Annotated in this window: 16 protein-coding genes and 1 riboswitch; of the genes, 13 read left to right on the top strand and 3 right to left on the bottom strand. The window is 47.8% G+C overall.

Annotated features, from left to right (window positions below):
- Positions 1–18 precede the first annotated feature (18 nt).
- The gene (locus tag PEPTYR26121_RS04725) at positions 19–783 is read right to left on the bottom strand and encodes an IclR family transcriptional regulator (protein ID WP_180499763.1); all 765 of its coding nucleotides are present in this window, start codon (positions 781–783) and stop codon (positions 19–21) included.
- Positions 784–925: 142 nt separating this feature from the next.
- On the opposite strand from PEPTYR26121_RS04725, the gene PEPTYR26121_RS04720 reads away from it, so the two are divergent.
- The 3 genes from PEPTYR26121_RS04720 (at position 926) to PEPTYR26121_RS04710 (ending at position 4,018) form a co-directional block, all read left to right on the top strand.
- Complete coding sequence (locus PEPTYR26121_RS04720) at positions 926–2,308, top strand: L,D-transpeptidase family protein (protein WP_180499761.1); 1,383 nt, start codon at positions 926–928, stop codon at positions 2,306–2,308.
- A gap of 137 nt (positions 2,309–2,445) precedes the next feature.
- Positions 2,446–3,129: a phosphoribosylaminoimidazolesuccinocarboxamide synthase gene (locus PEPTYR26121_RS04715; RefSeq protein ID WP_180499759.1), complete on the top strand. Its 684-nt coding sequence runs from the start codon at positions 2,446–2,448 to the stop codon at positions 3,127–3,129.
- Between the two features lie 104 nt (positions 3,130–3,233).
- Positions 3,234–3,348, top strand: a riboswitch (FMN riboswitch).
- 61 nt (positions 3,349–3,409) lie between these two features.
- Positions 3,410–4,018 carry an ECF transporter S component gene (locus PEPTYR26121_RS04710; protein WP_180499757.1) on the top strand — a complete coding sequence of 203 codons (609 nt, stop codon included), beginning with the start codon at positions 3,410–3,412 and terminating at the stop codon, positions 4,016–4,018.
- A gap of 80 nt (positions 4,019–4,098) precedes the next feature.
- Here PEPTYR26121_RS04710 and PEPTYR26121_RS04705 read toward each other — a convergent pair whose 3' ends face one another.
- On the bottom strand, positions 4,099–4,746 hold the full coding sequence (locus PEPTYR26121_RS04705) for a 50S ribosomal protein L25 (protein ID WP_180499755.1): 648 nt from the start codon (positions 4,744–4,746) through the stop codon (positions 4,099–4,101).
- Positions 4,747–4,944: 198 nt separating this feature from the next.
- Entirely contained in the window at positions 4,945–6,189 is a 1,245-nt protein-coding gene (rodA, locus tag PEPTYR26121_RS04700) for a rod shape-determining protein RodA (RefSeq protein WP_180499754.1), read from the bottom strand.
- 60 nt (positions 6,190–6,249) lie between these two features.
- Here rodA and PEPTYR26121_RS04695 point away from each other — a divergent pair, with 60 nt between their 5' ends.
- The 10 genes from PEPTYR26121_RS04695 to PEPTYR26121_RS04650 all read left to right on the top strand — a co-directional run.
- Positions 6,250–7,158, top strand: coding sequence for an epoxyqueuosine reductase (locus PEPTYR26121_RS04695; protein ID WP_180499752.1), 909 nt, complete (start codon positions 6,250–6,252; stop codon positions 7,156–7,158).
- An 8-nt stretch (positions 7,159–7,166) separates the two neighbouring features.
- Positions 7,167–7,808, top strand: a complete 642-nt coding sequence (gene nth / locus PEPTYR26121_RS04690) for an endonuclease III (protein ID WP_218956332.1) — start codon at positions 7,167–7,169, stop codon at positions 7,806–7,808.
- Complete coding sequence (locus tag PEPTYR26121_RS04685) at positions 7,801–9,153, top strand: VanW family protein (protein ID WP_180499748.1); 1,353 nt, start codon at positions 7,801–7,803, stop codon at positions 9,151–9,153. The genes nth and PEPTYR26121_RS04685 overlap by 8 nt, the downstream gene beginning before the upstream one ends.
- Before the next feature lie 184 nt (positions 9,154–9,337).
- Positions 9,338–13,045: a DNA-directed RNA polymerase subunit beta gene (rpoB, locus tag PEPTYR26121_RS04680; protein WP_180499746.1), complete on the top strand. Its 3,708-nt coding sequence runs from the start codon at positions 9,338–9,340 to the stop codon at positions 13,043–13,045.
- A gap of 47 nt (positions 13,046–13,092) precedes the next feature.
- The gene (gene rpoC / locus PEPTYR26121_RS04675) at positions 13,093–16,632 is read left to right on the top strand and encodes a DNA-directed RNA polymerase subunit beta' (RefSeq protein ID WP_180499744.1); all 3,540 of its coding nucleotides are present in this window, start codon (positions 13,093–13,095) and stop codon (positions 16,630–16,632) included.
- A 98-nt stretch (positions 16,633–16,730) separates the two neighbouring features.
- Positions 16,731–17,270, top strand: coding sequence for a biotin transporter BioY (locus PEPTYR26121_RS04670; RefSeq protein ID WP_180499742.1), 540 nt, complete (start codon positions 16,731–16,733; stop codon positions 17,268–17,270).
- 168 nt (positions 17,271–17,438) lie between these two features.
- The gene (gene rpsL, locus PEPTYR26121_RS04665; protein WP_180499741.1) at positions 17,439–17,855 is read left to right on the top strand and encodes a 30S ribosomal protein S12; all 417 of its coding nucleotides are present in this window, start codon (positions 17,439–17,441) and stop codon (positions 17,853–17,855) included.
- A gap of 99 nt (positions 17,856–17,954) precedes the next feature.
- The gene (gene rpsG / locus PEPTYR26121_RS04660) at positions 17,955–18,425 is read left to right on the top strand and encodes a 30S ribosomal protein S7 (RefSeq protein WP_180499739.1); all 471 of its coding nucleotides are present in this window, start codon (positions 17,955–17,957) and stop codon (positions 18,423–18,425) included.
- Positions 18,426–18,440: 15 nt separating this feature from the next.
- Entirely contained in the window at positions 18,441–20,522 is a 2,082-nt protein-coding gene (gene fusA / locus PEPTYR26121_RS04655) for an elongation factor G (protein ID WP_180499737.1), read from the top strand.
- A gap of 15 nt (positions 20,523–20,537) precedes the next feature.
- Positions 20,538–20,632, top strand: a 95-nt coding sequence (locus tag PEPTYR26121_RS04650; RefSeq protein ID WP_005434227.1) for a GTP-binding protein, incomplete at its 3' end; no start/stop codon positions are given.

Raw genomic sequence — 20,632 nt, 5'->3', positions numbered from 1 at the left:
TATCCGGAGGGTATTTTTTTAGCCCAAGGGCTGTAAACTGTCGATGTAGCTTGAAAGAGTTTCGGCCGCAGCCTTTTCTTCTTCATAGATTTGCTCGTTGGCTCCCGAGAGGGAAATAGTGCCGATGCATTCCTTCCGCTTGTCGAAAATGGGAAAGGCGATGGAGCCGATGCCTTCGTTGATTTCGCCGATTTCCAAAGCGTAGCCTCGCTCTCGTATTCTATCGATTTCGCCGAGGAGTTGCTCCGGCGCCGTGATCGTTAAGTCCGTGTACTGAACGAGGCGGGTATCTTTAATATAGGTTTCAACGACGGAATCGGGGAGGGAAGCTAAGTAGACTTTCCCCGACGCAGTGGCGTGGAGGGGGAAGGGGGTTCGGGAGCGCGTCATAATCATATACCGAGAGTTATCCGGCACTTCCGTAAAGACGGTCATAAGTTGGCCGTCGTCGATCATATTAAGTCTGGCGCTTAAGCCGTAGGCATTGGCCCACTTTCTGAGCATCGGCTGGATTTTATTTTTGATATGGAATAAAAACTGTTCTTCCACCAAATTCGCCTTGGGAATAAAGGCGAGGCCCAGATGGTAGTCATTGTCTTCCTCGTCGCGGCTTAAATATTGAAAATGAACCAGAGTGTTGACGAGGCCGCGGGTTGTATTGACATTTAATTTTACGATTTCGCTGATTTCTGTAATGCTGAGCCGCGGGTGCACAGAATCGAAGCAATCTAAAATAGCGAAAGCTCGGGCAAGGGATTGAATTGTTCGGGGGTTTCTCTCCATAAGACTCCTCTTTTCTCTAATTACTACTACATAGATTATACCTAATTTCAAAAAGATGAAAGACCTAAATCGAACTTGAACCCATAAATATTTATTGGTACACTATACTAGCTGTACAAGTAAAAGTAAGAAGGAGAAGCAGATGAAAAAAACCGTTGGAAAAGTATTAGCCATTCTATTGGGAGTGCTGGCCCTTATATATGTTTTAGGCGCTTTGGCTTTTTCTCAGGTTTATATGCCGAATACATCGGTCAACGGTGCCGATATTTCGTTGCAACCTAAAAATAAATTAAGAGAGTCTTTTAAAGAGTCCTGGAAAGATTACAGCCTGGCCATCGAAGGACGGGGCGATAAAAAAGACACCATTGCCGCAAAGGACATCGATTATCTGGAAACGATGCCGACCTTTGAAGAAAAGGATGCCAATCCCTGGGGTTGGCCCGTACTCGCTTTTGTAAAAAAAGATTTTAAAGTAGACACTAAAATCGATTACGACGATGAAAAACTCGAGCGAAAATTAGCCTATCTCCACATGGTGACGGATAAAGATATTACCGATCCCGTACCCCAACAAATTGAATATGCAGACGGTAAAGGATACTTTATCGCCGATGCCAAGCCGGGAACCCGAGTCGACGGGCCCAAGCTCAAGCGGGCAATTTTAGAATCCTTCCATAAACAGGACAAGGTCTTGGATGCAGACAAGGCGAAAGTTTATGTTGAAGCCGAACCGGCGGAAGATTTGGATCACATGAAAAAACATGTGGCGAGCATGAATGAAATCGAAGGCTACGCCTTAAAGTATAACTTCTCCGATCGGGAAGAAAATTTGGCCGGTCAAGATTTAATTCAGCTTCATAAACAACGCCCCGACGGTTCCCTGGAGCCCGACGAAGAAAAAATCAAAACCTATGTGGCCAACTTGGCGGAAAAATACGATACTTTCCGCGGCACGAGGGATTTTCAAGCTACCGGCGGCGCCATGATGCGCGTTAAAGGCGGAATTTACGGCTGGCAAATCGATCAAAAGGAAACCCGCACCCAACTTCTCGAAGCGATCAATGCCAAGGAAAGTAAAACAATGGAGCCTGTGTACAAGCGGAAAGCTCAGAGTCGGAATGTAAACGACTTGGGCAACAGCTATATCGAAATCGATATTGCGAGACAGCATATGTGGCTCTACAAAGACGGCAATCTCATCGTCGAGGCGCCTGTGGTAACGGGTAATCCCTACAGAGGCAACAGTACGCCTACGGGAACCCAAGAGGTTTGGATGAAAGAACGTAATCGCTACCTCACCGGGGAGACCTGGAAAAGTTATGTAAAATACTGGATGCCTTTCGACTGGACGGGATGCGGTATACACGACTCCAGCTGGAGGGGAAGCTACGGCGGCAGCATCTACCTAGGCGGCGGCAGCCACGGCTGTGTCAACACACCGCCGAAAAAAGCCGGAACATTCTACGAAAACGTCTTCGAAGGCATGCCCGTCATTGTCTATAATTCGGCGAAACACGCTATTTAAAAAAGCACCTTTCGGTGCTTTTTTTATATTCATTCTTTTTGTAAAGAATCTATAAAAAGAATGGATTGGCATCTGTTCATATTAGGGATTTTGCGTTACAATGAATTGTAAATTGCTGTTAGAGACAGGAGGTTATTTTGAAAACTATTTACCAAGGCAAGACGAAAGACATTCGAGAAAAAGACGGTAAGACTTATTTCTTTTTCAAAGACGATGTAACGGGAAAAGACGGCGTTTTCGATCCGGGTGAAAACCAAGTAGGCCTTTCTATCGAAGGCTCCGGACGGGCCTGTGTCGCCATGAGTCAATACTTCTTCGAAAAATTCGAAAAAGAAGGCATTCCTACCCATTACATCGATGCCGATGTAGATAATTGCCTAATGGAAATTAAGCCCGCCACCGTCTTCGGTGAAGGCCTGGAAGTCATCTGCCGCTACATTGCTACGGGAAGTTTTATTCGTCGCTACGGACGCTACGCTAAAGATGGCGACAAATTAGACGAATACGTGGAATTCACTTTAAAAGATGACGATCGTCAAGATCCGCTCATCAACGAAGATGCCTTGATCCAACTAGGTATTTTCAAAGAAGGGGAATACGACAGAATTAAAGAACTGATGCGTTCCATTACAAAAGTCATCGCAGAAGACCTTGCCGAGAGAGGTCTTACGCTCTATGATATTAAATTGGAATTCGGTCGCCTCGCGGGAAGCGACGAAATCGTCTTAATCGACGAAGTATCCGGCGGGAACATGCGCGTATACAAAGGGGACGAATACATCGAACCTTTACGCTTATCTAAAATGATCGTCGGAGAATAAGATATTGTTTTCGAAATAATCAAAGGACCCTGCGGGGTCCTTTTTTATTACACTTTTTTCTATACTAAACTTATGGTATAATGAGATTACAAATCAATAGTCGAAACGATCTTCAGGGCGAGGTGAAATTCCTCATCGGTGGTAAAGTCCACGGGCCTTTTGGCAGAATTGGTGCAATTCCAATACCGACGGTTACAGTCCGGATGGAAGAAGATGTCTTTTTTCATGTTTAAGCCCTAGTATGGAGGGCTCTTTTTATGCCCCGCATTAGGAGGAAACGATGAATCCCATTGAAAAATCAGCAACCGGTTACTCGACGAAAAATCTGACGCGAATCTCTCTCTTGTCGGTGATCGCCTTTTTACTTATGTATGTGGAGTTTCCACTGACCTTTATAGCACCGCCATTTATTAAGCTGGATGTTTCGGATATGCCGGCTCTTATCGGCGGCTTTGCCATGGGGCCTTTGGTAGGTGTCTGTATCGAGTTTGTAAAATGTATTTTGATCTTTTTTGTACGCGGTACGACCACCGGTGGTGTGGGTGAGCTGTCGAACTTTATTGTAGGCGCCATCTTTGTCGCCGCATCTTCGGCTTTTTACAGACGCCACAAAACCTATGGCGGCGCGGTCCTCGGCCTTCTTATAGGCGTCGTGAGCATGACGGCTTTTGCCACCATGAGCAATTACTTTGTCGTCTTTCCGCTCTATGGAAAAATTATGCCCATGGAAGCGATCATCGAAATGGGACGTGCCGTTACCTCCCGAGTGGATTCTCTCTGGAGTTTAATGATTTATTGCATCGTTCCCTTTAATCTGATCAAAGGTTTTATTACCTCTATGGTAACCTTAGTTTTATATAAACGCGTAAGCTATTTGCTTCATCGTTAAGTACGCCCCCGCGAGGGGCGTTTTTTGTTGCGAAAAAAGTGCAACAAAAAAAGCCCTCGCGAGAGAGCTTTAATGATCGATTATTCTTCGTCTTCGCCTTCGTCTTCAGTTTCTTCAACTGTGGGGACGTCAGCTGCTTCGGCTTCATCATCTTCTTCTTCGATGACTTCTTCTCTGGGTTCTTGCAGAGCGGCGACAGCTTCTTCGGCGTCGGTTAATACTTCGATGCCTTCAATAGAGGAAACGTCGAGGTCGGCAACGGTAACGGTATCGCCGATTTCCATGTTTTGTACGTCAACGACAGCTTCCGAGGGAAGGCTCGTCGGTAGACATTCAACTTCAACTTCTTCAAGCAAGTGCAAGAGAACGGAAGGTTGTACGTGGATATCGTCGCGGTTTTCCAATACGACGGGGATGAAAAGTTTGATCTTTTCTTTTAAGTTTACGCCGTATGCGTCGAAGTGAACCAATTGATTCTTAAAGGGATGTTCTTGGATTTCCTTGAAGAGAATCTTGGTAGTTTTGCCGTCGAGTTCCATATCGACGAGGGCAGAAGTACCTGCTTGATCGACAACTTTTTGAAGTTCGTTGGCTTTAGCGACGACTGCTACGGGTTCTTCGTCTTGAGCGTAGAACACGCCGGGAACTAAACCTTGTGCTCTGAGTTTTTTAGCGCCGGATGTACCGATTTCTTCGCGCTTTTGTACATTTAAATGGATTGTTTTCATTATGTCCTCCTTCGTTTATCAACAACATATTATACAATAAAATGCCGAGAATTGCCATTCTTTCGTAATTTCAAGCCCTCATCTTCACGCGAGTATCTCCATAGGGCAATAACTAAGCCATTATATCATAAGAGAGAGGAAAATCGCCAATTTTAGGCTTTTTCATAAAAAATAAAAAGTTCGGGTATTACGGTCTCTTTACCGAGAGCGTCTGGATCGCTCTTTATGAAGCTGTTCTTGCTGAATTTCAGCGATCCGATCGGTCAGTCTTTCCCAGTAATTAGGTAATTTTCTGTGGGTGATGCGACTGGTGCGGTGGTATCGTACACTTAGGCAGAGGCCGATCATGGCGAAGTTTACCATTTGAAAAGTTCCGCCGTAGCTTATAAAGGGGAGGGGAATCCCCGTGACGGGCATTAGACCCAAGGTCATGCCGATATTTTCCCATACGTGAATAAAGAGAATTCCGAGGAAGCCTAAAATCATAAGCTCGCCCATTTTATCTTTTGCAATTTTTGAGAGGGAAATCAGTCTGTAAAAAATAAGGCCGTAGAGGAGGATTAAGAGGCTTCCTCCTAAAAAGCCCAATTCTTCCACGAGCACGGGAAAGATAAAGTCTGTTTCTTTTGTGGGAACGAAATTAAATTGGGTTTGAGGCCCCTTATATAAACCTCTCCCGAAGAGGCGGCCGTCGCCGATGGCGATACGCCCTTCGTAAGCCTGATAGCCACTGCCGCTCGTATTGGCATCGGGCTTTAAAAAGTCGAGGATTCTGTCTTTTTGGTAATCGTCGAGGCGGGCGTAGAGAAGGGGAAGGGAAAGGAGGGCAGCGCCCAATGCGCCGAAAATATATTTCCAGTCTAAATTGGAGAAGAAAAGCATAATGGCGATAAAAAATAAAAACACCATGGCCGTACCGAAGTCCGGCTGAAGCAATATAAGTCCCACGGGAAAGCCCGCAAAGGCGAGTGTTTTTAAGAGCTCCTTCGGCTCGTTCAATTTATGGCCGTGGGTATCCAAATAAGCGGCGAGGCAAATAACGAGAAAGATTTTGACAAATTCCGCCGGCTGAAAGTTGACCGGCCCGATGGTGAGCCAGCTCTTAGATCCCCAGGTCGTGTCGCCGTGCCCGAAAAGAAGGGTGGCGACGAGGAGGAGCACGCTCAATAAGTAGAGAAAGGGATAATAGTTTTTCCAAATGCGGTAATCTACTACCATAAGTCCGAAGGCGATGCCGGCGCCGAGCAAGGTGGCGACGCCCTGTTTAATCAAATAAGGGCGATTGCCGTAAGTTAAAGTGGCCGACGACAAGACGACGAAGCCTAACAGGGTAATGGCGACGATGGCCAAGACCAAAGTCAAGTCGATGTTTCGTTTATTAAAATCAAAATTGAAGTGGGAAACCAGCCGCTCCAATCCTTGGCGATTAAAAGGGTTTTTCATAGTCTCTCCTTTATAAGATCCGAATATGATACTATTATATAATAACGAAAGGAAGAACCAATGGAAATAGAGGGCATTAAAAATAAAATAGGTTTCCACGACTTGGCCCATATTCCGGCGGTGGCCCTTCACGAGATGAAGTTAATTTTTGAGCAAAGGGAACGGGAAGGACGCCGCCTACCTATCGAGCCGGATTCAATTAATGAAAGGATCGATCCCCGATCGGTGCTTCCGTCGGCGCGCTCGATTTTTGTGGCTTTTGAGCAAACGCCTTTTGCGGAGAAGACCCCTGAGGCGATGCCGGGTTACGGGCGCTTGGCCGGCGTATCTCGAGATCGGGATTACCATCACTTATTGGGAGACAAGCTCCGCAGGCTGGAGCGCTATTTGAGAGAGGAGTATCCCGAGCTGGAAAGCTATCTACAAGTGGATACAGGCTCTCTTTACGAGAGGGGCTTTGCGGAGCTCACGGGGAGAGGTTTCATCGGGCGCAACGGTCTTTTTATTCACGATAGCTTAGGAAGTTATGTCGGCATCGGTCTATTGCTTACCAATCTTTCAGGAGGCGATATAAAACTGTCTGAAAAAGACTGCGGTGACTGTATGCGATGTGTGCGTGCCTGTCCGGGAGGGGCCCTTTCCGAGGAGGGAATCGTCGATCCCAGGCGGTGCCGCTCCTGGATTACGCAAAAGCGCGGGGAGCTGAGCGAACGTGAAAAACATATTATGGGCGACTGGCTCTACGGCTGCGATCAGTGTCAGATAGTGTGCCCTAAAAACCGAGGAATTGAGCGAATATTTCAGATAGAAGATCCCGTAGAGCGAATATCTCTGGAAGCCATTCGGGAAACGAGCAATCGCGGTTTCAAGAGGAGTTTCGGCCGGTTAAGCGGATCCTGGCGCGGGGCTAAACAATGGAAGAAAAACGCCGATTATATCGACGATTATTTTGGGAAGGATAAAAGATAAGTATGCAGATGACACGAGAAGACGCCTTGAAAGTATATGAGATCCTGGAGGAAACTTTTCCCGATGCTCGGGCGGAGTTAGATTACACCACGCCTTACGAACTTTTAGTGGCGACTATTCTCTCCGCACAATGTACCGATGTAAGGGTTAACAAAGTGACGAAGGTGCTCTTTGAAAATTACAATACGCCGGAAAAAATGGTGACGCTTTCTCAAGAAGAAATGGAAGACTATGTCCATAGCTGCGGCGTCTATCGAAACAAGGCGAAAAACATCCTGGCGGCCTCCCGCATTATTTTAGATCGCTACGACGGAGAGATCCCCGACACCATCGAGGGCTTAATGACCCTTCCCGGGGTGGGGCGTAAGACGGCCAATGTGGTAGCCTCCAATGTTTTAGACATTCCGGCCATCGCCGTCGATACCCATGTGTTCCGCGTATCCAATCGCTTAGGCCTTGCCGATGCGAAGAATGTAGACAAGACGGAAAAACAGCTTATGGATATCTGGCCCGAAGACTGTTGGAGCAAGGGCCATCATTTACTTATTTTTCTGGGGAGACGGATTTGCAAATCACAAAATCCTCTTTGCGAAGAATGTCCCCTAACCGATTATTGCAAATACTATCGAGGCGAGGATGCCAATGGCTAAAAACTATTTTGACTTTCGACACCGCAAGCGACAAGAGTTGAAGCGGAAAAAAAGAATACGACAAGGGGGCCGGGTGCTCTCGATTATTCTCATTCTATGCCTAGCCGTGGCCTGCGTTCCCTTATTCGGGCGTATCAGTCCCGGGGTACAATATCAGGGCGTAAAGCTCGGTTTTTTAACGGAAGCCGATGCGAAGAACAAGCTCGAAAAAGCGCAGGAAGAATTTAAAGGTAAGGACGTTACACTAATTAACGGCAAGCGCAAGGCAAAGGCGAGCGCCGGCATGCTCGGCTTGTCCATCTCTCCCGATAAAGTGGCCCGAGAAGCTATGGAGCTCAGTCGAAAAACTTCCTTTATAAAACGGCCTTTCATAGCTATAAGAAGAACTGAGCCGAAAGTGCCTCTGGCCGTGGATAAGAATGTCCTTTCAAAAGGGATCGAGAAATTGAACGGCACTCTCTATGACGGGGCGAAACCTGCCCGGGTCGTCTTGCGGGGAGAGAAAGTCGTTGTGGAAAACGGCGAAGTGGGCGAAGGGGTGAACTTAGAAGAAGCTGCCCTTTCCCTTTCGAAGGGAATCGAAAAGCCCGTGAAGTTGAAAATAGAAGAGATAGCGCCGGCGATTTCCACAGAGGCACTACAGGGTATCGATTCCGTCCTCGCCACCTGGACCACGGATTACGATCCCAATGATGAAAATCGCGTCGTCAATTTAGAGCGCGGAGCATCGTTTTTTAATCCCATCGTCTTGCAACCCGGTGAGCGCCTTTCTTTCCTTGAAACAATCGGCGGTATTACGAAAGAAAACGGCTTTAAAGAAGGGGAGACTCTTTCCGCAGGCATCGAAACCACGGGAACCGGCGGCGGCGTCTGCCAAGTATCCACCACCATGTACAATGCGGCGGTGCGGGCAGATCTCAATATCCTATCTCGTCACAACCATTCCAAGGCCGTAGAATATGCTGAAAAGGGAACGGACTGCGCCGTAAGTGACGGTTATAAAGATTTCATCTTTACCAATCCTTATAACACGCCTATTTATATAGAAACAAAGGTAGGAAAAGGTCACGTAGTATGTACGATTTTCGGCCACGGTGCCGAGAAGCCCTATACGATCGATCTTTTGCCCGAGCTGATCAGGACGATGGCCGCCGGAGAAAATTGGCAAAACACAGAGGAGCTTAAAGAGGGCGAGGTCAAAGTCGTGCAGGAGAAGGAAGACGGCTCTTTTTACAAGACCTATAAAGTTTATAAACAGGGAAATCGGGAGATTAAACGAGAATTGGCGAGCACTTCTCGCTATGTGCCTGTAGACGGAAAGTATTTAAAGGGAATTTCCGATTAATCCTTGCGTTGTCGTTCAGATCGTGATAGTATAATAAATTGCATAATATTAAAAAGTTATATGGAAACGAAATCGCAGTTACGGAAGATAATGTATATGTAAGTTACTTGGAGAGTGCTCGTAAGTTAATTTTTACAGATACATTTTTTATTTTTCGAGAGAACTTAAGGGGTGAGGAATTTAGATGGTACATCCTGTTCAGTACGGTAAACGGGAGAGAATGAGCTATTCCAGAATCGACGATGTTTTGGAAATACCGAATCTGTTAGGCGTTCAAACAGATTCCTTTAAATGGCTCATCGACGAAGGGCTTGAAGAGGTGTTTCGAGACATTTCGCCGATCGAAGACTTCGCGGGGAATTTGATCCTCGAATTTGTCGACTACTATGTTTCGGAGGAAAAAAAGTACGACTTTGAAGAGGCGAAGGAAAAGGATACAAACTATTCGGCGCCGCTGAAGGTAAAGGTACGCCTGATCAATACCGAAACCGGCGAGGTAAAAGAGCAAGAAGTCTTTATGGGCGATTTGCCGCTTATGAGCGAAACGGGAACCTTTGTAATTAACGGCGCAGAACGTGTCGTCGTCAGTCAATTGGTTCGTTCGCCGGGAGCCTACTATAAGGAAGAGTTCGACAAAACCGGTAAAAAATTATATTCGGCAACGCTCATCCCCAATCGCGGTGCGTGGCTCGAGTTCGAAACCGACGCCCAAGGCGTGGTCAATGTTCGTATCGACCGCACGCGCAAAATCCCCATTACCGTTTTACTTCGCGCCATCGGCGTGGAATCGAATTTGGAAATCACTCGTTTAATGGGTGAATCGGAAGAACTGCTTAAAGTTTTTGAAAAAGACCAAACCAGCAATAAAGAAGAAGCTCTTCTTGAAATCTACAAGAAACTACGTCCCGGGGAGCCGCCTACTATTGAAAGTGCCCAATCTCTATTCGAAAACATGTTTTTCGACGCTCGTCGCTACGATATGGCGAAAGTGGGCCGCTATAAATTCAATAAGAAGCTCGCCCTTCGTGAACGTCTGCAAAATCAAGTTTTGGCAGAAGATGTTATCGACGGGGAAACCGGCGAAATTATGGGCAAAGCCGGCGATCGCGTAAGCCGCGAAGAGGCCATCGCCATCGAAAACGCCGGGATTAACCGCGTTGAAATCCTGATCGAAGATCCTAATGAATTGGGCGAAAAGAAAAAACTCGTCTTAATCGGGAATAATTTCGTAGATACGGATTCTTTAGATCTGGATATCGACTTTGAAGCTCTAGGCTTTAAAGAAAAAATTTATCTGCCACGCTTACAGGAACTTCTCGAAGAATATGAAGGAGAAGAACTTTTAGCGCGCATAAAATTACATTATAAAGAACTGACGCCGAAGCATATTTTAGTGGACGATATTTTGGCTGCCGTAAACTACGAGTTTAATCTCTTCTACGGCATCGGTAAAACAGACGATATCGACCACTTGGGCAATCGTCGCATTCGCTCTGTAGGGGAACTTTTACAAAACCAATTCAGAATCGGTTTGACCCGTATGGAACGGGTTATTCGCGAACGTATGGCGGTCCAAGATCCGGACGGCGCCACGCCCCAATCTCTCATTAATATTCGCCCGGTAACCGCTGCGATTAAAGAGTTCTTCGGCTCCTCTCAATTGTCTCAATTTATGGACCAGAACAACCCTCTGTCCGAGCTGACCCACAAACGTCGTCTCTCGGCTCTAGGGCCCGGCGGTCTATCCCGTGATCGCGCCGGTATGGAGGTCCGTGACGTGCACAACTCCCACTACGGACGTATGTGCCCTATTGAGACGCCGGAAGGTCCGAACATCGGTCTGATTACATCCCTCACCACCTTTGCCCGCATCAATGAATACGGCTTTATTGAAGCGCCTTACCGCAAGGTCGTCAAAGGGGAAGGACAGGTAACCGATCAAATCGAATACATTACCGCCGATGTGGAGGATGAAAACATCATCGCCCAGGCGGACGAAAAGCTGGACGAAAACGGCCACTTCATTAACAGCCGGGTTATTGCCCGGGGTTACGGCGGTGCCGTCGACGTTTATAAACGCGAAGATATCAGCTACATGGACGTTTCGCCTCAACAAATCGTTGCCGTCGGCACCAGTATGATTCCCTTCCTGGAAAACGACGATGCGAATCGCGCGCTCATGGGATCGAACATGCAGCGTCAAGCGGTACCCTTATTAAAAACCGAAGCGCCCATCGTCGCTACGGGAATCGAGTATAAAGCGGCGAGAGATTCCGGCGTCTGCGTCATTGCCACAGAAGACGGAACGGTTTCTAAAGTGAGCAGTAATCGCATCGTCGTAACGCCTGAAAGCGGCAAGAACGACATCGAATACCGACTCCATAAATTTGAAAAAGCCAACCAAGGCACCACTATCAACCAACGTCCCATCGTTGAAGAGGGTCAAAAGGTTAAGCGCGGCGAGGTCATTGCCGACGGACCTTCTACGGATCTCGGTGAAATGGCCTTAGGTAAAAATATTTTAATCGCCTTCATGAACTGGGAAGGCTACAACTACGAAGACGCTATGCTTATTAACGAAGAGCTTGTTATCGACGACGTCTTAACTTCTCTTCATATAGAGGAGTACGAATCGGAAGCCCGCGATACGAAATTAGGTCCCGAAGAGATTACAAGGGATATTTCAAACGTAGGCGACGATATGCTGAAGGATTTAGATGAGCGGGGCATTATCCGCGTGGGTGCGGAAGTCAATCCCGGCGACATCTTAGTCGGAAAAGTAACGCCTAAGGGCGAAACGGAACTTTCCGCAGAAGAAAGACTTCTGCGCGCCATCTTCGGCGAGAAGGCGAGAGAAGTGCGCGATACTTCCCTCCGTTTACCTCACGGGGAAGCGGGCATCGTCGTGGACGTAAAGGTCTTCAGCCGTGCAGAAGGCGACGAGCTCCAACCGGGCGTCAACGAAATGGTTCGCGTCTTTATCGCCACGAAACGTAAAATCCAAGTAGGCGATAAAATGTGCGGTCGCCACGGAAACAAAGGGGTTATTTCGAGAGTTCTTCCAAAAGAAGATATGCCCTATATGCCCGACGGACGTCCCATTCAGATCGTACTGAACCCCCTAGGTGTACCTTCCCGTATGAACCTGGGTCAGGTTCTCGAGGTGCACTTGGGCTTGGCGGCTAAAAAACTGGGCTGGCACGTGGCTACTCCCGTATTCGACGGCGCCAACGAGCAAGATATTTTCGACACTCTTGAAGAGGCAGGCTATTCCGCAGACGGAAAGGTACAACTTCGCGACGGCAGAACCGGCGAAGATTTCGATCACCCGGTTACGGTGGGCTATATGTATATGCTCAAGCTTCACCACTTGGTCGATGAAAAGATCCACTCCCGTTCCACAGGTCCTTACTCCTTAGTAACCCAACAACCTCTCGGCGGCCGCGCTCAATTCGGCGGTCAACGTTTCGGAGAGATGGAGGTTTGGGCTCTCGAGGCCTATGGTGCAAGCCACACCCTTCAAGAGATGCTTACGGTAAAATCCGACGATATCGTAGGACGGGTTAAGACCTACGAAGCCATCGTCAAGGGCGAAAATATTCCTCAACCGGGTATTCCCGAATCCTTCAAAGTTCTTATCAAAGAATTGGAGGCACTGGCCCTCGAAATCCAAGTGCTGGACGAAGACGACAATCCGGTAGACCTTTCTACCGACGATGACGATCTGAACCACTTAGACAGTATGGACGGCAAGATCGACGGAGAAGATGCGGGAGAATTAATCGAAGGCAAGAGCAGCGTCAATGTGCTCGCGGGGATAAAGAAAATCTCAGGCGATGAAATTCCGCAAGGCTTTACGCAAGATGAAGACGAAGAGGAAGAAGACGAGTAATTCTTCAGAACGTAGTTCAGACTATTTAAAGAAAGGAGTCATGCTCCTTGAGCAGAAACGAATTATTTCATTCAATTAAAATCGGTTTAGCATCCTCTGAAAAGATCAGATCCTGGTCCTACGGAGAAGTTAAGAAACCGGAAACCATTAACTACAGAACGCTAAAGCCTGAAAAAGAAGGTCTTTTCTGTGAAAAGATCTTCGGCCCTACGAAAGACTGGGAGTGTTCGTGCGGAAAATATAAGCGCCTTCGCTACAAAGGGGTCGTGTGCGAAAAGTGCGGCGTAGAAGTAACGAAATCTAAAGTACGTAGAGAGCGTATGGGCCATATCGAGCTCGCCGCTCCCGTATCTCATATTTGGTACTTTAAAGGCATTCCTTCCCGTATGGGCCTGGTCTTGGACGTAAGCCCCCGCGCCTTGGAAAAAGTCCTGTACTTCGCATCCTACATCGTCACCCGTGTAGACGACGATGTGACGGAAATCTACGAAAAACAACTTTTAAGCGAAACGGAATACCGCGAATTCAAGCGGGATTACGGCAATAAATTCGAGGCAAAAATGGGCGCGGAAGCCATTCGCGACATTTTACGCAACATCGACCTGGATGAAATCGCAAAAGAGCTTCGCGATCAACTGGAAGATGCCAGCGGCCAAAAGCGGGTACGCATTACCCGCAGACTGGAAGTTATCGAAGCCTTCAGAAGCTCCGGCAACAAATGCGAGTGGATGATTTTAGATTGCATTCCCGTCATTCCGCCGGAACTGCGTCCCATGGTGCAATTAGACGGTGGACGCTTCGCTACCAGTGACCTAAACGATCTTTACAGACGGGTTATTAACCGTAACAACCGTCTCCGCAAATTAATGGACATCGGTGCGCCGGAGATTATCGTACGTAACGAAAAGCGCATGCTACAAGAGTCTGTAGACGCATTAATCGACAACGGTCGTCGCGGCCGCCCCGTTACAGGCGCCGGCAACCGTCCCTTAAAGAGCTTGTCGGAAATGCTTAAAGGGAAACAAGGTCGTTTCCGTCAAAACCTCTTAGGGAAACGTGTCGACTATTCCGGTCGTTCCGTAATCGTCGTCGGACCTTCCCTCAAGTTCTACCAATGTGGACTTCCGAGAAACATGGCTCTCGAACTCTTCAAGCCCTTCGTTATGCGTGAGCTTGTAGAGCGCGAGTTGGCTCATAATATTAAGAGCGCAAAACGCATGGTGGAAAGAGTACGCCCTGAAGTTTGGGATGTGCTCGAAGAAGTTATTAAAGACCACCCGGTACTTTTAAACCGTGCGCCTACCCTTCACCGCCTCGGTATCCAAGCTTTTGAGCCGGTGCTCGTAGAAGGTAAGGCCATTAAACTTCACCCCCTCGCCTGTACGGCATATAACGCCGACTTCGACGGGGACCAAATGGCGGTTCACTTGCCCTTATCGGCGGAAGCACAGGCGGAAGCTCGCCTCTTAATGCTTTCCACCAATAACATCCTGGCACTTAAAGACGGCAAGCCCATTACGACGCCGTCTCAAGATATGGTTCTCGGTTTGTACTATCTCACCCTCGACCGCAAAGACAGCGTCAAGGGCGACGGCATGACCTTCATGGATACGAAGGAAATGATGCACGCTTACGAAAGCGGCTGGGTTCACTTACACTCTCACGTAAAGGTGCGCCGTCACAAAGACGAAGAAGACAAGCGCGGAAAGATCGTCGAAAGTACGGTAGGGCGCTTCCTCATTAACGAAGTGATCCCTCAAGACCTGGGATTTGTCGATCGCAAGGAAGATCCCTACAGTTTGGAAATCGACAAGGTCATCGACAAAAAACTCCTCGGTAAAATTATCGATCGCTGCTATAAACTGCACGATAATCTGGAAACGGCAGAGTTCCTCGACGAAGTGAAGAGCTTAGGTTATCACTATTCCACCGTAGGCGCCATGTCCATTTCCATGGGCGATGTGCAGATTCCCGATGAAAAACCTGAAATTCTCGAGCAGGCGGAAGCCGATGTAGAAAAATATGAAAAGGCCTATCGTAAAGGTTTAATCAGTGACGAAGAACGATACGAACACGTTATCGATATTTGGAACGAGGCGACCGATCACTTAACCAATAAGGTTATGGACGGCTTCGGCGCTTTAAATAACATTTATATTTTTGCGAACTCCGGAGCCCGTGGTTCGAAGAACCAAATTCGTCAGCTCGCAGGTATGCGTGGTTTGATGGCTTCGCCTTCCGGGCGCACCATCGAAGTTCCCATTACCTCGAACTTCCGCGAGGGCTTGGACGTATTGGAATTCTTTATGTCCACTCACGGTTCCCGTAAAGGTTTGGCGGATACGGCTCTCCGTACGGCGGACTCGGGTTACTTGACCCGTCGTCTCGTCGATGTATCCCAACAAGTTACCGTAACGGAAAAAGACTGCGGCACGGAAAGCTATATCGTAGCCAAGGCCTTTAAAGACGGTCGCGAAATGATCGAAGAATTACACGATCGTATTGAAGGACGCACATCTTACGAAGATATTCGCCATCCCGAAACCGACGAGCTTATCGTCGAAGCGGGTGAAATGATCAATGCCAACGCGGCCGACGCTATTACGGAGGCGGGCATCGAAGAAGTGAAGATTCGCTCCGTATTAGGTTGCCACTCCGAACACGGCGTCTGCGCCAAATGCTACGGCCAAAACCTGGCAACGGGACGACCCGTGGGCATCGGCGAAGCGGTCGGCGTTATTGCCGCACAATCCATCGGTGAACCGGGTACACAGCTTACCATGCGTACCTTCCACACCGGGGGTGTTGCAGCGGCTGCGGATATTACCCAAGGTTTGCCCCGTGTCGAAGAACTTTTCGAAGTGCGCAAGCCCAAGGGCCTCGCGATTATTTCTGAAATCGACGGTACGGTGGACATTCGAGAAACCGCTAAAAAACGTGAAATCGTCGTAACAGGCGACGACGGCACGAGCGAAGCTTACAATGTGGTCTACGGCGCGCGCATTCGCGTAAAACCCGGCGACCGCGTGGAAAAAGGCGACGAACTTACCCAAGGTTCCGTCTATCCTCAAGATTTACTTCGCGTAAAAGGTGCTACCGGCGTTCAAGAATATATCGTAAAAGAAGTACAGAGAGTCTATCGTTTACAAGGGGTAGATATCGACGACAAGCACATCGAAGTCATTGTGAAGCAAATGATGTCTAAAGTGCGCATCGAAGAGGCAGGCGGTACGAACCTACTGCCGGGCAGCATGGTAACAAAAATCGAATTCGAGCGCGCCAACAAGGCGGCCGAAGCCGAAGGCCTTCAAGAGGCCACGGCGAGCCCGACGCTTCTCGGTATTACAAAAGCGTCCCTCGCTACGGACTCCTTCCTGTCGGCAGCGTCTTTCCAAGAGACGACTCGCGTCTTAACCGATGCGGCCATCGAAGGAAAGCAAGACTATCTCGAAGGCTTAAAAGAAAATATTATTATCGGACAGCTTATTCCCGCCGGTACGGGCGTGCGTCAAAATGGCACGGTCTACTGGGAGGAAGAGGATCAGAGAAAAGAAAACCTCGACATCCTGGAAGGCATGAACGCATAAATGAAAGAGACTTCGCAAAAGCGAGGTCTCTTTTATATTGACAAATAGAATTGTAAAGCTTATTATTTACAATAACTTTGTAAATTAGGAGGCTTTACATGAAGACAAAACAAATGACGGCAATGGCCCTTTACCTCGCAATTATTATTTTAAGCGGGCTGTTTGCCATCCCGACCCCCGTAGGCATTCCCATCGTTTTACAAAACATGGTCTGTGCCTTGGGAGGCGCCTTGCTCGGCAAAAAACACGGAACCCTTACGGTTCTCGTCTTTATTCTCTGCATCGCAATCGGACTGCCGGTTTTACCGGGAGGAAGGGGAGGCGCGGCGATCTTTGCCGGCGCCACCGGATCGTTTTTTATCGGCTATATTTTATCTCCTTACCTGATCGGCCTCGCCATTGAAAAGTGGCGCCCTAAAAATTTACTGCATTATTTCATAATTTTCTGGCTCTTCGGCGCCCTCTTTATTAATCTTACGGGGATTCCTAGCTTGAGCTATCATAGCGGCGGCGTGGCTGTAGCGTTTAAGACGATTTTGGGCTTTATTCCCGGAGATACCGTAAAGGCACTGGCCTTAGCCTGGATCGCGGAGCGTCTATTTGCCACGGGAAAAGTAAAAACTTTGGAAAAACTATAGAAAAAAGGCGGAAATCCGCTAAAACACTTGAAAATCTAAATCTCTGATGGTACAATACCAGAGTGTAAATCGACTGACTTTGAAACTACCCGCTCATCGGGTAGTTTTTCATGAGTTTAAACGATTTGTGCTGTTAGTCATAATTCTTAATAAAAGGAGGTGCACTAAGTGCCTACAATTAATCAATTAGTCAAACAAGGTAGAAAGAAATCTTTGACGAAGTCGAAATCTCCGGCTTTAGGTTTCAACTACGACTCTTTGGACAAACAACTCACAGCCGTAAACTCTCCTCAAAAGAGAGGCGTCTGTGTCGCTGTTCGTACGGTTACCCCGAAGAAACCGAACTCCGCGCTTCGTAAAGTAGCCCGTGTTCGTCTTTCTAACGGATATGAAGTTATGGCTTATATCCCCGGAATCGGTCACAACCTGCAAGAACACAGTGTTGTTTTAGTTCGCGGCGGTCGTGTTAAAGACCTTCCCGGTGTCCGTTACCACGTTGTTCGCGGTTCTTTAGATACCGCCGGCGTAGACGGCAGAAGACAAGCTCGCTCCAAATACGGTGCGAAGAAGCCCAAAAGCAACTAATCATCAAAGAGCACAATCATAAATATAGATGCTCTTGGCACACGACTTAAGTCGAGTACCTGTGATATTTCTCAGATCCATAGTTAAGGAGGGAAGAGAATGCCAAGAAAAGGACATATTCCTAAAAGAGAGGTCATGCCCGATCCCATTTACAATGACGTTGTCATTACAAAGTTAATCAACAATGTCATGCTCGATGGTAAGCGCGGCGTGGCACAAAAAATCGTCTACGGCGCATTGGACGTCGTAAAAGAACAAACCGGTGAAGAACCCTTAGAAGTCTTCTACAAGGCATTAAACAATGCCATGCCGGTATTGGAAGTTAAAGCTCGTCGCGTCGGTGGTGCAAACTACCAAGTACCTATGGAAGTACGTCCCGAAAGACGTCAAACCTTGGGTCTTCGCTGGATCGTTCGCTACGCAAGAGCCCGCGGCGAAAAGACCATGATTGAACGTTTATCCAAAGAAATCATGGACGCATCCAACGAATTAGGCGGTGCAGTAAAACGTAAAGACGAAATGCACCGTGCGGCTGAAGCGAATAAAGCATTCGCGCATTTCAGATGGTAAGAAAGGGGAAATTACGTGGCTAGAGAAGTGGCGCTTGATAAAGTACGTAATATCGGAATTATGGCGCACATCGACGCCGGTAAAACGACGACGACAGAGCGTATCTTATATTACACCGGACGTATTCACAAAATTGGTGAAACCCACGACGGTGGTGCTCAAATGGACTGGATGGAGCAAGAGCAAGAAAGAGGGATTACGATCACCTCTGCTGCTACGACTGCTCACTGGAGAGGTTATCGACTCAATATCATCGATACACCGGGCCACGTTGACTTTACCGTAGAAGTTGAGCGTTCGCTACGTGTTCTCGACGGTGCCGTATCCTTGTTCGACGCCAAAAGCGGTGTAGAACCTCAATCGGAAACCGTATGGAGACAAGCGGACCGCTATCACGTTCCGAGAATTGCACACATTAACAAAATGGACGTTACCGGCGCGGATTTCTTCCGTTCGGTTAACACTATTGACGAAAAACTTCGCGGCAACCCGGTACCGATCCAAATTCCCATCGGCGCAGAAGAAGATTTCATCGGTATGATCGACTTGGTCAAGATGGAAGCTGAAATCTACAAAGACGACATGGGAACGGAAATCGAAATTACCGAAGTTCCGGAAGAATATAAGGCACAAGCCGAAGAATGGCGCGAAAACCTCATCGAAAAAATCTCCGATTTTGACGAAGAATTAATGATGGCTTATCTCGAAGGAGAAGAAGTCACTGAAGAAATGATCAAACGCGCAATCCGTAAAGGTACCCTAGCAGTTGAAATGACTCCGGTAACCTGCGGTTCTTCCTACAAAAACAAAGGTGTTCAATTACTACTCGATGCGATCATCGATTACCTACCGGCTCCTATCGACATTCCTGCGATTACCGGTATTGATCCCGCTACTGAAGAAGAAGAATCTCGTCACGCAAGCGACGACGAACCCTTCTCCGCATTAGCATTTAAGATCGTAACCGACCCCTATGTAGGTAAACTTTCCTACTTCCGCGTTTACTCCGGTTCCCTTAAAGCGGGTAGTTATGTCTACAACTCCAGCAAGGGCAAGAAAGAACGTGTAGGTCGTATCCTGTTGATGCACGCTAACAAGCGTGAAGAAGTAGATGAAATCTACGCAGGTGAAATTGCGGCGGCCGTCGGCCTTAAGCACACCTCCACAGGGGACACCCTTTGTGACGAAAGCGATGAAATCATCCTTGAAAACATGGAATTCCCGGAACCGGTAATTTCTGTAGCGATCGAACCGAAGACCAAAGCGTCTCAAGACAAAATGGGCATCGGCCTTCAAAAGCTTGCAGAAGAAGACCCGACATTCCGCACCTATACAGACGAAGAAACCGGTCAAACCATTATCTCCGGTATGGGCGAGTTGCACTTGGATATTATCGTCGACCGCCTGCTTCGTGAATTCAAAGTAGAAGCGAACATCGGTAACCCGAAAGTATCTTACCGTGAAGGTATTCTCGGATCCGCTGACGGCGAAGGTAAATTCGTACGTCAATCCGGTGGTCGCGGTCAATACGGTCACGCCAAGATCAAGGTCGAACCCCTCGAAGCAGGTAAAGGCTTTGAATTCGAAAATAACATCGTCGGTGGTGCTATTCCCAAGGAATTCATCGGACCGACCCAACAAGGTATCGAAGAAGCGATGCAAAATGGTGTCTTAGGTGGCTACGAAGTACTCGACGTGAAAGTAAGTCTTTATGACGGCTCCTTCCACGATGTCGACTCTTCGGAAATGGCATTTAAGATCGCCGGCTCCATGGCACTTCGCGACGCACTAAGCAAAGCACAACCGGTTCTTCTCGAACCTGTTATGAAAGTTGAAATCGTAACGCCTGAAGAATACATGGGCGATGTTATCGGCGATATCAACTCTCGTCGTGGCCGTATGGAAGGTATGGAACTTGTAGCGGGTGCTCAAATCGTAACCTGTTTCGTTCCCTTGGCTGAAATGTTCGGTTACGCAACCAGCTTGCGTTCCAATACGCAAGGTCGCGCAAACTACTCCATGCAATTCGATCACTACGAACAAGTACCGAAGAATGTTTCGGAAGAAGTTCTGAACGGTAAAAACAAAGACAACTAAAATAGGAGGCTTATTATGGCAAAAGGAAAATTTGAAAGAACCAAACCGCACGTTAACGTCGGCACCATCGGCCACGTTGACCACGGCAAAACCACCCTTACCGCAGCAAT

Source organism: Aedoeadaptatus nemausensis (assembly GCF_903819165.1).
GTDB lineage: Bacteria > Bacillota > Clostridia > Tissierellales > Peptoniphilaceae > Aedoeadaptatus > Aedoeadaptatus nemausensis.
The sequence above is the reverse complement of the archived record's forward strand: the minus strand, read 5'-3'. Positions and strand labels throughout refer to the sequence as shown.

Bases quoted from the DNA above. Each gene is read 5' to 3' on its own strand.
- PEPTYR26121_RS04725 (WP_180499763.1), bottom strand. From the start codon at position 783: ATGGAGAGAAACCCCCGAACAATTCAATCCCTTGCCCGAGCTTTCGCT.
- PEPTYR26121_RS04720 (WP_180499761.1), top strand. From the start codon at position 926: ATGAAAAAAACCGTTGGAAAAGTATTAGCCATTCTATTGGGAGTGCTG.
- PEPTYR26121_RS04710 (WP_180499757.1), top strand. From the start codon at position 3,410: ATGAATCCCATTGAAAAATCAGCAACCGGTTACTCGACGAAAAATCTG.
- PEPTYR26121_RS04705 (WP_180499755.1), bottom strand. From the start codon at position 4,746: ATGAAAACAATCCATTTAAATGTACAAAAGCGCGAAGAAATCGGTACA.
- rodA (WP_180499754.1), bottom strand. From the start codon at position 6,189: ATGAAAAACCCTTTTAATCGCCAAGGATTGGAGCGGCTGGTTTCCCAC.
- PEPTYR26121_RS04695 (WP_180499752.1), top strand. From the start codon at position 6,250: ATGGAAATAGAGGGCATTAAAAATAAAATAGGTTTCCACGACTTGGCC.
- nth (WP_218956332.1), top strand. From the start codon at position 7,167: ATGACACGAGAAGACGCCTTGAAAGTATATGAGATCCTGGAGGAAACT.
- PEPTYR26121_RS04685 (WP_180499748.1), top strand. From the start codon at position 7,801: ATGGCTAAAAACTATTTTGACTTTCGACACCGCAAGCGACAAGAGTTG.
- rpoB (WP_180499746.1), top strand. From the start codon at position 9,338: ATGGTACATCCTGTTCAGTACGGTAAACGGGAGAGAATGAGCTATTCC.
- PEPTYR26121_RS04670 (WP_180499742.1), top strand. From the start codon at position 16,731: ATGAAGACAAAACAAATGACGGCAATGGCCCTTTACCTCGCAATTATT.
- rpsG (WP_180499739.1), top strand. From the start codon at position 17,955: ATGCCAAGAAAAGGACATATTCCTAAAAGAGAGGTCATGCCCGATCCC.